Origin of the sequence: Sinorhizobium psoraleae, from assembly GCF_013283645.1 — a bacterium.
Taxonomy (GTDB): domain Bacteria; phylum Pseudomonadota; class Alphaproteobacteria; order Rhizobiales; family Rhizobiaceae; genus Sinorhizobium; species Sinorhizobium psoraleae.
In genome coordinates, this window is the sequence record NZ_JABEKV010000001.1 from 947,418 (window position 1) to 959,562 (window position 12,145).

Sequence of the window (12,145 nt, forward strand, 5' to 3'; positions counted from 1 at the left end):
TGTCGGGACTGCATCAGGGGCGACTCGCTCCCGCGATTACCCCATGTGGTTGCCGTCCTCCCCTAACGGCATTGCAATGTGCCAAGCGACACCTGTTCCTTTTTCAAAATTTGATGATGTTCAAGACGCTTTCTATCGGCAGTTCGACGTGACGGCCCGCGACCTGGCGACGAGGATTTTTCCGGGGTTGAGCTTCGACAAGACCTCGCAGTTCCTGAGGGCTTAGAAGACCTGTCATGGGCCAGCGCTGACCAGCTGCGATTTGATCGCAGCCAAGCCCCTTCGGTTCGGGTGAAGGTTTGAACGGCGTGAACGAAATCCTGTTCTCGCACATTTCAATTTGCGGGGTCCGTTTCGTTCAAGTGCAGCAGTTCGTGTTCCAGCTCACGAACGGACCGATGCTGCAAATTCTGGTGCATCCGCCGTCAGATCCAGCCTGCATAATAACAGCACCGCCGAACTTCGAATCCGTGGGCAAATCGTCATCGGGGTTGCGGTATTCGGCACCGACCAAGCCAAAATTTCCTTGGATCGGATGCAGTCCGTTACCGGTCAATCATCGATCATAGAGAGAGCGCGCACTGCGCCGTTTTCGCACCGTGGGCCGAAGCAAAATCCAGCGTTGCCCATAACACCTGCCGCGGAAATCCCGGCCGAGAAGGAATCTCTGCGAGAGAGGAGGCGATACAACGCCACCGAGACGGCAACCGCCCCCACGCTGGTGATGGCGCCCATCACCAGCTGCGTGGCGACGCCCAATCGTTCAGGCGAAGCCTTTATCCAGAGTTGAAAGACATAGGGGTGAGAGAGATAGAGGGAATAGGAGGCGTCGCCAAGCAGCACCAGCAAGGAGGAGAGCGGCGTTTTTGCAGCGGGAGCCGTCAACACCGCCGCCACGAGGACTGCCGCAACAATGGCATTCGCCCAGATCGATGTCATGCCCGGCAAAGCCAGCCTGGCCGTAAACGCTGCTATGAACGTCAAGATGAGATAGCGGGCGGATTTCGCGAACACATCGGTGTATCGCCGGTAGAGGATGCAAAGGACGATGCCGAGGGCAAATTCAAGAATGATCGGATTCGTGTAGAATTCCCACACGACGTTGTCGACCTCAAAAAGCCGCCCAGCCGCAACGACGGTGAGAACGAGCACCAGCGGCGCCAAGCTCGAGCGGAATCCGGTTTCGATGCATAACGCATAAAGCGCATAGAAGAACATTTCGTAGTTGAGCGTCCAGCCCAGGAACAGGATTGGTCGCGTGTCGCCGCTGCTTGCTTCGTAAGGAATGAAGAAAAGGGATTTCAAAAGACTCTCGGCGTCGACGACGGTCGAATTGAGCAGCCTCGGCATGAGCAAGGCGATGGCTGCCAAACCGAAGGTCAGGGTCCAGTAAAGCGGTACGATCCGCACGATACGGCGCCAGACAAAATGCAAGGGGCCCCGGTCGGGATCAGCGGTATAGGCGATTATGAAGCCGCTGATGACGAAAAAGATATCGACCCCACTGGAACCGATGAGGAAGATGTTTCGCTCCATCCCGAACTCGGCCTTATATGTGGCGCCGAGATGGAACAGCACGACACTGAAGGCGGCGACGAAACGCAATATCTGCAAGCTGTGAAGCTTAGGCCTGCCACTTTTCCTTTCAACGACCGTTCCGCCAATCTCGGGCCGCATCGTCCTCATTGCCGCCGGTCCCATTTGAGGTCCGCCTCGATCCTCGCGCTCAGGATAGAAGCCATGTGCTCATGGCTGGCAATGCTGGGATGCCAGTCGCATCCCAGCACCGCTTGGCCGGCGATATTCTCGAAACGGATGAAGGCGACCTTTGTGTCCTTGGAGGCCAACCGTGCCTCGACCGCATTTTTCGCCGCCCTTGTCGCGGCTTCGAGATCAGCACCCGCCAACATCGGCCCGATGGCAGCATAGATCATCGCATCGGGATCGTTCTCTCGCAGTTCGGCCAGAAACGCGATGTAGCGTTCGACAAAATCGGGGGGACGACCGCCATTGGCGAAGTCGTTGGTGCCGAGATGAACGACGATCACGTCGGATCGCGGGAACGGCAGATTGCCCGGATGTGCGGGCGATCCACGCAGATAGATCTCGGGCATCGTGTTCTTTGTATCGCCGCCATAGTTGCGGACGAGACCCTTGCCCGAAACCGCCGCAGTGATCGCATCCGCGTCGAACTCGCGGGCGGCCACGGCACCATAGGTGAGATATTGGTTCTCGGTATCGGCGCTGAATTTGCAAGACGAAGTCTTGCCCTCGATGCCGTATCCGGCTGAGATGGAATCGCCGATCAGGAATAGCCTTCGCGTCCTCTTGGGAGGGCTGCTGAACACCCCGTCGGTGGTTGCACCAGTGAAGACGGTCGGCCCGAACAGCGCCTCCGTTCGCCTGATCAGGCGGACAAGATGCTTACCGTGCGTGGCCTCGGCAACCACCCGATATTCGGTCTTCTCTTTGCTGAGGTCCAGCCGCGAAGTTACACCGTCAACCTCGACGACCATGCTGTTGCGTCCGGTGTCCTGGAAAAACACCTCAAGCGACGTACCGGTGAATTCGATTTCGATCGTGCTGCCAGGCCAAGCGAAGATGGCCGTCGAGGGCGACGGTTGGACAAATCTGCCGACAAGCCGGAATTGCTCGCCCAGATTTTGCTCGGCGAGAGCGGAAAGAGGAATCAAGTATAGCAGGAGGAGTGCCGCGACTGTAGCAGCGGCAACAGGCGACTTCCTGCAGCTGGACGTGCACATGGTCGCTACACTCCAAGAATCCTGTCGGAATGTTCAGTTTCTAAGGGTCAGCAACGCATGCCAGGCGAACCGCTTCACGAAAGGCAGCGTCAGGACGACCGCATCAATCGCCTTTCCGGCCGCATAGGCCAGCTCCCGCACGCCGGACGGCATCAGGGCGCTTCCGACGGAGCAGAGGCCGAAGTATTCCACCTGGACGTCATCGAAATAGCGATGGGCCAACGCAAGGTCCGACATCAGCAAAGGGTGTTCATCGACGGTGCGGACGTCGGGTGTTCGCCTTCTGTAGGCATTCAGGAGGGGATTATGTCCCATCGGCTCGTAAAAGCTTGCGACCGCACCGGGCTTCAAGACGCGCGCGACTTCGGCAAAACAGCGTTCCAGATCCAGATGATGGACGATCCCGCGTCCGTGTACTAGGTCAAACCTATTGTCCTCAAAGGACATGGCTTCCGCATTCATCGCAACGAATGTGGCGTTCGCGGCTCCAATCTTCCGCGCCCGTTCGGTCGCCTTGCTTACGGCGACATCTGAGACATCGATCCCTGCCAGAGACCGGCAGATGTCGGTAAGATGCAGGGAATACAGAGACCACCCACCGTCGGAACAACCGTACTCCAGCACGTCTGCGTCTTTCGACAGACGTTTTATCTCCTCGTCCTGACGTTCAGCGCCATGACGGATCGTCTGGTACCATTTGTCCAGATATCGTCTTGGATCCTCCCCATGACTGAACCTTGTGTTGTGAAATTCTCTTTCGCGATTGATGATATTGTCGCGTTCACCTCGCATGACAAAAATCCTCGTGTCGATCAGTCATTAAACAAAGAGCAATCGTGTTTGATGTCAGTGGACAACCTCCGCTGGCGCCAGCCTGTCGTTGCCGCTCCTGACAGACACGTCCCTTAGGCCGATCTCTGCGCCGACTTTAGAACGGGCATAATAATGTTCATTGTCGCATTCTCGTGTGGTTTTGCAGCGTAACGCATCGCTTTCTCAGGACTGAGAAATACGCTGAAACGAGAGGTGCTCTTCCTCGGTTATTTGTTCTGGTTGCGATGCAAATATAACGCAGAGTTGTACGTGTGGCTAGCACAAAGTACGCTGGGTAGAACAATCAGCGAATTGGGTCGTTGGCTGCGGCGTCCTTAAACTCGCCGGCCGAGCGGGCGTGCCAGTGACAGATATCGAGATTGGTCGGCCTCTCAAACCGGTCGGGCTGGAGCGCTTAACGGCAGCATAAGAGGCCCATGATGCTGACTCAGGGGTATCTTCAGAGACGGAAACCGGCCGTTCTATGATTGGAATCGTGGATCGGCTTCAATTTCGGAGCAGTCGTCGAATGTCGAACCGGATCATTCAGAGTGTTGCCGCAGTGGGAGACCTGCGTGGTGGTTCACTCGCTTTGGTCAAGATGATTTTCAATGTCCTGATAACGTCAGCCGCATCGAAGAGAGCCCTGACCTCTTCCGCGGATAGGTCGCGAACGCGCTCCGACGATATCCGGAGATCGATCAGAACGTCCCGTGTACGAACCAGTCTGCTCGCGCATGTCGCGGAACCGATGTGTGCGTCTTGCCGTGCGTCCATCGCCGCGTCGGTCAAGTCTCGCCGGTCGATCATTGGCTCTTCCTGCTTGGCGACATGTTCACCTGTCATGGGTCACTCTCGGGCCCCGGCATCAACTAAAAATTGAGGCCTATCTCCTTGCGAATAGGAGGCGGGGCTTTCGCGGGCGCTGATGCCGGTTTCTTTCCCAGGCCGGTCGCACGTGCGAGTTCGGAGCGCTGTCGGGCATAATTCGGAGCTGTCATCGGGTAGTCGGCTGGAAGCTTCCACTTCTCCCGATATTGCTCCGGCGTGAGACCGTACTTTGCCATCAGGTGCCGCTTCAGAGATTTGAATTTCTTGCCGTCCTCCAGGCAGATGATGAAATCCTCTGTTACGGATTTCTTGACCGGGACGGCGCGGCGTAGCTCCTCGGCGGCGGGCTCGGCTTTTGCTGTTTGAGAAGTCCCGTCCAGCGACTCGTAGGTTTGCCGGATAAGGTGGCGCAGATCTCCGGCGGAAACGACATTGCAGCTAACATAGGCGGACACGATGCGGGCGGTGAGCTCAAGTCTCCGCTCCTTTATCTCCGAACGCGATTCCGTCAATGGTCTTCTCCTTGGCCAGCATCAGTTGAGATCGACGCGCGTAATTTGCAGGTATTTCGGTCGGAAGAAAGGCTGCCAGAGAGAAAGGCGCTGTCCATCGACAGTTTTTGTTCTTTGTTTCTGACGTTCTGTCCGCATTTAGGTTCCGGGAGCCCTCTCCAGCTCTCTGCCGTGATTGCTTACTCGCATGCCTCTCGCGTTCGTCGGCGTGAGGTATATTGCACGATGATGCCGGTGCATCCTTCTCCCGCTCGGCGAACTATGCGTCGATACTTCACGGCTCAACAGTGCGATCGTGGCCTGTAACCGCGCCCGCGCTTCTGGCGCGCCAAGAAAAAGAAGTGACCGATCGCTTGACGCTCATCCTTAAACAGATCAATGCGCTCTTGGCCGCGTGCCGATGCGGCCCTAGCGACGCACAAGCGAAGCGCCGCCGAAGAGATCCGGTTCAATCGACATCGCATAAACGCGTGCGACGTACTTGGTCGTGTCGATGCGCTGAACGTATAGGCGGAACCGGTGCTGGGTCATGGCTCCAAGCTTGGCCGGTCAAGGGTCGGGGCGTCCAAGGACATTTATGAATCGATCAGCGCTGATCGATTCAAGAATTTGAAGCGACGTCGAGCGTCCGCGCCATTCCGACGTCCGCAACGATGCCTTATTCGTAGTGACGCGATTGACCGCAAAGCAGGATGGCACAGAACGCTCCCAGTCACCGTCCGTCGTGTAGTTTTCCATGTCCATCGACTGCTGGCGGAGGCGCCCGTGACCCTGCAAGTCCGAGTTTCCGGCCCCTCGCTACGCCGCCCGCCGGTCCCAGGTCGCGAGCGGATCGGGAAGGTTGCGCCAGAACCGGCCGGTTCAAATTCGCCAAAGCCGAGACGCATCCGCTCTGGCTCAAGGAACTGCACGGCTTTAAGGACCACATCCCTGAAACGGAAGAATAGGGCATTCACTCCTTTGTCTATCGGGCGAAGAAGCCGTTCGATCCCATGCTTTTCCAGGCTTTCATCGACACGTCGTGGCCGAGTGTCGTGCGCGCCAAAGGGTGCTTTTGGCTGGCAACGCGGCCCCACCACGGCGGCGAAATCAGCCAGGCGCGCGCGCTGGTGCGAACGGGCAAGATCGGGCTGTGGTAGTTATTCACCAGAGCTGATCTGGAGCGCAGAACGTAGCGTCACTTGATCGCCATCTGCTATCGCTTACCTTCCTACTGGCGAATGACCACTTCGGGTCCGATCTTTCCGGTTCCCATCCGTTGTGGAAGGATGGGAACGGAAGACCGCCGCAAACGGTGAAACGGCCGCAATGCGAATTAAATTAAAGCCGATGTTGTGCTCGACGCGGATCATTCCGGCTTTCTGACCATGATTGCAACCCAAGGTCTCTGGGCACCTGAATCGTAGCCGCCTCCGAGGTAATCTGTGATGGACAGGATCTCCCACCGTCCGGAGAGCTCATACATTCGGACAACTTCATCCGAGGAAAGATAATTGAAATAACGGCCGTGTTGATCACGCCCTTCCTGTTTGGCGCATCGCTGACGCGACCGACATCCAGACCGAAATGGGGTTGTTTGGTCTCGAGAAGCCGACGAGTGGTGTTGGCCATTGGCCGAGCCGTCGTCACTCCCCTTTGCCGAGGCATGATACCTGCTCAAAACCGGTGAGATTGGCGAGGCACTCGCGCTCACGTTGTGTGAGGCTGTGCTACACCGTAGCATCGCGCTCGCAATCATCGGCCTGTGTTCAGATTAAGTGAGACGGGACTCATGCGCGGAAGTGGAGTGGGTTACGGGACAGTAGCCCGGAGTTCAGCATCCGGGAAGTCGCGGACGGATGGAACCTTCCCGTTCGAGGCCGGCTGCCGGAAGGTGTGGGGGCCGCGCAACGATACGTGATGCATGGCAGAGCCTTGCCCATAAGACCGCTGAGAGGTCGCGCTTGTTCGAGATTGGCTTCGTTGACGTCCGCCCCGCGCTGTCGGACAGCAAGGATCAGGGCGTGGCCCAATCAGCTGAATGCGGCTGAACTACTGTCCACGAGAACATGCGGCCGTCCGGCCCTGGGACTTCCTGCTACAACTTACCTCAGCAAGACGGCCGCGACCATCAGCTCTGGAGTCGTCCTTCCCATCAAGCACGATTTTAGCAATCCCTGTCTGCTCGCGCACGTTGCGTCTCGTATCGCGAGCGATCGATAGTTTGCGGCTGTATTAACTCAGAAATGAGACTCATGGACTGCTCTTTGTGTGTCTGAGCCGGGTACCGGCGCTTTATGCCGGATCCTGTTCTGCGAGCGCTTCACAAGGTCAAGGGTGCGGCTCCGCACTTTTTCGTCGGTGATCGCGGAGAAGGCGCGATAAACGCAAGACCTTCATCGCTTGACGCAAACTCCATGATTTCTGGTTGCAGCGCCTATACGACGCCGAGCGTGCTGTTGCGGTGCATAACCTTCAGGAAAGCGGCTGCAGGTGACGACGACGCCGAAGTGATCGAGGAGCGCCGCAGCGCTAGCGCTGGGAGTTTGCGCAAGCTAAAATTGACGGCGAAGCGTTCACGGCCGGGTCGACCGGCCATGGACGCTTTTGAGGGGCACCCGAACCTAGTTTAGTAGCCCGCTTCTTTCTGGTGCCGGAAGGCCAGAACATATACCGCGTCGTCGGCCGGCTCGTGACGGTACAGGGCCACATAGCCGGAGTCCCCGAAAGCGATCACCAGCTCGCGCAGCTCAGGCGTTTCGGGGAACGGACGGCCAATGTCGGGCGCCGTCTCCAGAAGCAGGAACTGCCGCTCGATGGCCTGGCCGGCCCGTCTGGCGGCTTCGGGGGCCTTAGTGGCCAGGAAGCGCCGGCATCGCTCCAAGCCTTCCGCGGCGCCTTCGGTGACGATTACTTGTGGCACTCTGGCACCGGCTTTTCGTCATCGGTGCCCCAGGTAGTCAACCAAGTGCGGACTTCTTCGCCGGTCAGGTGGCGACCGGTTTCCTTGTACGCGGCCCAGGACGCCAAGGCCTCCTGCTTGAAGCTCTCGCGTGCTTCCTCGCGCTCAACGTACTGCTGGATCGCTTCGAGCATGATCCAGTGAGGCGAGCGGCGGCGCTGGCTGGCGAGCTGCTGGACGCGACTTTTCAGTGTGTCGTCGATCTTGAGAGACGTTGCCATAGCCGGCACCTTATCACGTAGTAATACCCAGTGATAAGATACCTCTTCTCTGCTCCAGAGTCCATCCCGAGCGCGTGCGTGGGCCGAAGCCAAAGCGGCGCGCATTCTTATTTGCGTGACCTGAAGATCCCCTAAACAAGGCCGGCCGCGGCGGAAGGCCGGAAGCATGTCACTGGCGGCGTGACGGCAACAAGAAGAGCAGAGCCGTTTGGTCGGGCCCTTAAAGTGCGTTCCTGACCGGAAACATATCTTCGCCGTAGTGATGAAGCCTCGTGTGATGCCGCCGGCATAACCACCGTACCTTTAAAGGCTCGTCATATTGATCGTGATGGGCATCGACCGCTTCGACGCCGCAGACCTCACAGGTTTGCTTCTCCAGCTCGCCTGCCTTCAATGCACGCTGCACAGCAAGGTGAGCATCATATTTGCCTGGATTGGCACGGCGCCAGTTCGCTTGGCGGGTATCGGTTTTCAGCATCACTGCATCCTGCCCTTTATAAGCCTGTGCTCTGGTCTGTAGAGTCTTCTTATCATGACTTCGCTTCTTTATTGACCCCCCAACTTCGCGGCAATAGGCCAAAATCAGAAAAGCACTCGGTCCATGCTCAGAGCATCGACGTAGGTACCTCCCTTGAAGGCGAAGGAGCGGCGAATTCCCTCCCGCTCGAAGCCAAACTTTTCGTATAGCCGGATCGCTGGAGCATCGTCGGTGTAGACTGTCAGTTCGAGGCGCTTGAATCCCAGCCAGTTGTCTGCTGCATCGACCAATTCTCTCGGCACCGTAAACTTAACGCTGTGAAAACAAGATCTGGGAGTGAGGCTTTGGTTCATTCGGCGTGAAGGCGCGCGATTTGGCGCCTCTCCCGCCGTCGGACGGGTTGATGAGAGTTCTCCGCCCGATTGTTCAGGCCCTTGTGCGATCGATGTTCGACGCCTGGTATGATCTCCCGTTTCGCCGCACCGTAGGATCGACGCTGGTCGGTGATCATCACACGCGGCGAACGGCCTTGCCCTTTCAGAAGCTTTCGCATCAAGCGCTTTGCCGCCTTGGCATTGCGACGGCTTTGCACCAACACGTCGAGAACAAACCCGCCCTGATCAACGGCGCGCCAAAGCCAGTGTTTCTTTCCACCGGTGGTGATGACGACCTCGTCGAGGTGCCATTTGTCACCGAGCTTGCCGGCCGATCGCTTCCGGATATCATTGGCAAAGTGTCTGCCGAATTTCTCAGCCCAAAGTCGCACGGTCTGATGAGAGACGATGACGCGACGAGCTGCCAGCATATCCTCGACCATCCGCAGGCTGAGCGGAAACCGGAAATAGAGCCAAACGGCATGGGCAATCACCTGCGCCGGAAATCGGTGGCGACGATAAAGAGGATCACGGGAAAATCTGGTTATGCCGCCAGATCCCACATTTTGATCGATGCTCGGTTAACGTTACGGTGCCCTTCCGACGCCTAGACGGATGGCGGCGCAGCTAGCACAAGGGCCCATGCTGACGCATCCGTTGGCAGCGCCAATTCGCTATGGACGTCGCCCCATTCGTCATTGCAGCGCAATGCCGATAGGCGGCCGCGGTCAAGAAGGTCGAGGCGGTAGTCGCGAGCGGGGTCGTTGATCGCCCTCTCAAATCGCTTCTACCGAAGCCTCTAATCGGGAATCAACCTGCGGCACGGTGCGGTAGTCACCGAGATCCGCCTCCTTCAACAACTTCCAATAATCGACCAGACGCCAAGGGCTGTTCGTTACGATTCGCCCTCGGTCGTTGCGAAAGAAGGTGGACATGCCGGCATGGCTCCAGATCATCTGCTGGTGCATTTGTTGGATTTCCAGGTTGTAACGTTGATATACATCTTGCCGGCATTCTACTTCGACAAGCTTCTTCTCGCCCATCTGGCGCAGAACACTCAGCACGTAATCAATTTGGCTCTCGATCGTGAAAATGAAGCTGCCGCGATGGCCGAGCGCCGTATTGGGGCCGTATAGCATGTAGAAATTTGGGAATCCCGCTACAACAGTGCCAAGGTAAGCTTGGCAGTCATCATCGTTCCAGACCTCACGTACCGTCCGACTATCGCGTCCGATCACTTGAACCGGAAGTAGATAGCGCGTGGTATCGTAGCCCGAGGCGACGATGACAACGTCCGCCTCATGCGTTTCACCATTAATCGCATGAATCGACCTGCCCTCAACACGCGCAGCAGCTTCGTCTACCAGCGTAACGTGCGGCTTCAGTAAGGTTCTGTACCAACCGTTGTCCAGGAGCATCCGCTTGCCGAATGGCGGGTACGACGGGATGACCTTGGCGAGAAGGTCAGGGCGCCCCGCCAGCTCTCCCTCGATGTATCGTGTGTAAGTCTCGCGGTCGCCGTCGTTAACCGCATTCACGGAACGGTCCGGATGCGGCCAGGCCGGATCCTTCTGCAGGGCCTCATGCACTTCACTGTCGAAAATCCAACTGAGCCGGAGCCTGTACAGCCATTCGTAATGTGGCACCTCGCGGAACAAGTACTGCACCGGTTCCGGAACCGGCTTTTGAAACTTCGGGAAGGGCGCCGCCCATTGGCGTGAGCGCTGGAAGATTGTCAAGGCACCCACCCGATCTACGATGGCGGGAACAATCTGCATTGCCGAAGCCCCATTACCAATCACGGCCACACGTTTACCGTCGAGCGCGACTTCTGGATCCCATTCCGAGGTGTGCACCACCGGACCGTCGAAGTCGCGCAGGCCCGAAACGTTCGGCCATTTCGGCGTGGTGAAGCCGCCCACGGCCGAGAGGACCACATTGGTCACGACGGTTTCTTCCGTACCGTTGGGCAGGCGTAACCGGGAGTGCCAAGTTAGGGTCTCTTCGTCATAGCGGGTGACCAGGCACTCGGTGCCGTAGCGGATGGAGCTGTCGATCCCAAAGTCGCGGGCAACACGGTTGAAGTAGTCGTCGATTTCCTTTTGCAACGGGAAGTACTTGCTCCAGTCACCGCTCGCAAAAGTGTAGGAGTAGAGATGCCCGGGCGTGTCCACTCCGCAGCCAGGATAGTGATGTGAGTGCCAGACTCCGCCGGTGCTGTCTTGCTTTTCGATCTGGATGTAGGGGATGCCCAATTGTCTTAACCGAATCGCGGCTGCGACACCGGACATACCCGCCCCGATGATGAGCACACGAAATCCCTCCGGCAAGGACACCGGATCCGGAATAGCGCCTGAATATCTCCGCAGCTTATGAAGCATCATGTCAGCGTATTCTGGCGGGATAGGCTCGGCCTCCGACACAGTCAGCATGCGGATCAACTCTTCTGCCGACAGGTCCTGCTTGGCGACTTGTGCGCCGCGGCGCCAAGAGATGATGGCGGCCAGTGCTGCATTGCGAATCTCCGTCTGCAATTCGTCCGCGAGCCCTCCTGAGTCGTTGTCGCCCCAGCCACTCTTCACAGGAATAAGCGGCGGGTTGAGCCAGTACTCGTCTCCTGTGAACTGGTACAGAAGGAGTAGTAGGGTTGGGATATTGGCCGAAGGGAGCGCCTCGGCGATGCGCTGGCGGAACAGGTCGAGGTCCGCAGAGTGAGCCATGATTTAGGTTCCTACTGTTGAATGTATCCGGATCCACCCGCCAGACGCTGCACTTCAAATGCAGGTTTTCTGCCTCGGCTTCGGCGTGGTTTCCGCAATTGGCATTAGGGAAGATTCGGCAAGCGAGTTGCCGAATTTCGATCTAAATTGCGCTTGAGCGCGTCGGCATCGATCACTTCTCCCACGCCTGCGGCAAGATTGTAGCGCCCGAAACCCGCTCATGAAGCGAGGCGAAGGTCGTGCAGGGCTTTTTCGGCGCCGTCGTGCCGGTAGCCGGGGCACGACAGCGGAATATGCGCCTGCGCTGCCTCAGCTCGACAGGCGCGAACAGCCAGTTTACTTCTGCATCTGAATCGATCCGCTCCTTGATGATCGGAAGTTGGGAACCTTTGTGCTGGCATGTCGATATCTCCGCGCGATAAGTCGGTCCGTGGTGTGTCCTGCAAATGCCAGAAGCAAGACGCGCGCCAAAGGAAGAACTCTTTCTAATACA

The 12,145-nt window shown here is 57.7% G+C and carries 9 protein-coding genes and 4 pseudogenes; 2 read left to right on the plus strand and 11 right to left on the minus strand.

Annotated elements, in window-relative coordinates; all coding sequences use genetic code 11:
- Positions 1 to 226 (plus strand): hypothetical protein (locus ILFOPFJJ_RS34655; protein ID WP_210267382.1); only part of this gene is annotated, 226 nt, incomplete at its 5' end.
- 326 nt (positions 227 to 552) lie between these two features.
- Here the strand turns inward: ILFOPFJJ_RS34655 and ILFOPFJJ_RS04265 are convergent.
- The 5 genes and pseudogenes from ILFOPFJJ_RS04265 to ILFOPFJJ_RS04285 all read right to left on the minus strand — a co-directional run bounded on the left by ILFOPFJJ_RS04265 (position 553) and on the right by ILFOPFJJ_RS04285 (position 5,449).
- The gene (locus ILFOPFJJ_RS04265) at positions 553 to 1,686 is read right to left on the minus strand and encodes an acyltransferase family protein (RefSeq protein ID WP_173509304.1); all 1,134 of its coding nucleotides are present in this window, start codon (positions 1,684 to 1,686) and stop codon (positions 553 to 555) included.
- Positions 1,683 to 2,762 (minus strand): SGNH/GDSL hydrolase family protein, encoded by a 1,080-nt coding sequence (locus ILFOPFJJ_RS04270; RefSeq protein WP_173509305.1) that lies wholly within the window; start codon positions 2,760 to 2,762, stop codon positions 1,683 to 1,685. The genes ILFOPFJJ_RS04265 and ILFOPFJJ_RS04270 overlap by 4 nt, the downstream gene beginning before the upstream one ends.
- 33 nt (positions 2,763 to 2,795) lie before the next feature.
- Positions 2,796 to 3,554: a class I SAM-dependent methyltransferase gene (locus ILFOPFJJ_RS04275; RefSeq protein ID WP_173509306.1), complete on the minus strand. Its 759-nt coding sequence runs from the start codon at positions 3,552 to 3,554 to the stop codon at positions 2,796 to 2,798.
- An 893-nt stretch (positions 3,555 to 4,447) separates the two neighbouring features.
- Positions 4,448 to 4,918 carry a Ros/MucR family transcriptional regulator gene (locus ILFOPFJJ_RS04280; protein WP_173509307.1) on the minus strand — a complete coding sequence of 157 codons (471 nt, stop codon included), beginning with the start codon at positions 4,916 to 4,918 and terminating at the stop codon, positions 4,448 to 4,450.
- A gap of 281 nt (positions 4,919 to 5,199) precedes the next feature.
- Positions 5,200 to 5,449 (minus strand): annotated as a pseudogene (locus ILFOPFJJ_RS04285) (WGR domain-containing protein).
- Between the two features lie 320 nt (positions 5,450 to 5,769).
- On the opposite strand from ILFOPFJJ_RS04285, the pseudogene ILFOPFJJ_RS04290 reads away from it, so the two are divergent.
- Positions 5,770 to 6,054 (plus strand): annotated as a pseudogene (locus ILFOPFJJ_RS04290) (GTP-binding protein); the annotation flags it as partial.
- Between the two features lie 1,472 nt (positions 6,055 to 7,526).
- Here ILFOPFJJ_RS04290 and ILFOPFJJ_RS04295 read toward each other — a convergent pair.
- The 6 genes and pseudogenes from ILFOPFJJ_RS04295 to ILFOPFJJ_RS04320 all read right to left on the minus strand — a co-directional run bounded on the left by ILFOPFJJ_RS04295 (position 7,527) and on the right by ILFOPFJJ_RS04320 (position 11,652).
- On the minus strand, positions 7,527 to 7,820 hold the full coding sequence (locus ILFOPFJJ_RS04295; protein ID WP_173509308.1) for a type II toxin-antitoxin system RelE/ParE family toxin: 294 nt from the start codon (positions 7,818 to 7,820) through the stop codon (positions 7,527 to 7,529).
- Complete coding sequence (locus ILFOPFJJ_RS04300) at positions 7,808 to 8,080, minus strand: CopG family ribbon-helix-helix protein (protein ID WP_085026101.1); 273 nt, start codon at positions 8,078 to 8,080, stop codon at positions 7,808 to 7,810. Before ILFOPFJJ_RS04300 ends, ILFOPFJJ_RS04295 begins: the two co-directional genes overlap by 13 nt.
- A gap of 220 nt (positions 8,081 to 8,300) precedes the next feature.
- On the minus strand, positions 8,301 to 8,558 hold the full coding sequence (locus ILFOPFJJ_RS04305) for a hypothetical protein (protein WP_173509309.1): 258 nt from the start codon (positions 8,556 to 8,558) through the stop codon (positions 8,301 to 8,303).
- 104 nt (positions 8,559 to 8,662) lie between these two features.
- Positions 8,663 to 8,848 (minus strand): annotated as a pseudogene (locus ILFOPFJJ_RS04310) (GNAT family N-acetyltransferase); the annotation flags it as partial.
- Positions 8,849 to 8,937: 89 nt separating this feature from the next.
- Positions 8,938 to 9,480: pseudogene (locus tag ILFOPFJJ_RS04315) on the minus strand (IS6 family transposase); the annotation flags it as partial.
- Positions 9,481 to 9,708: 228 nt separating this feature from the next.
- On the minus strand, positions 9,709 to 11,652 hold the full coding sequence (locus ILFOPFJJ_RS04320) for a flavin-containing monooxygenase (RefSeq protein ID WP_173509311.1): 1,944 nt from the start codon (positions 11,650 to 11,652) through the stop codon (positions 9,709 to 9,711).
- Positions 11,653 to 12,145: the final 493 nt, after the last annotated feature.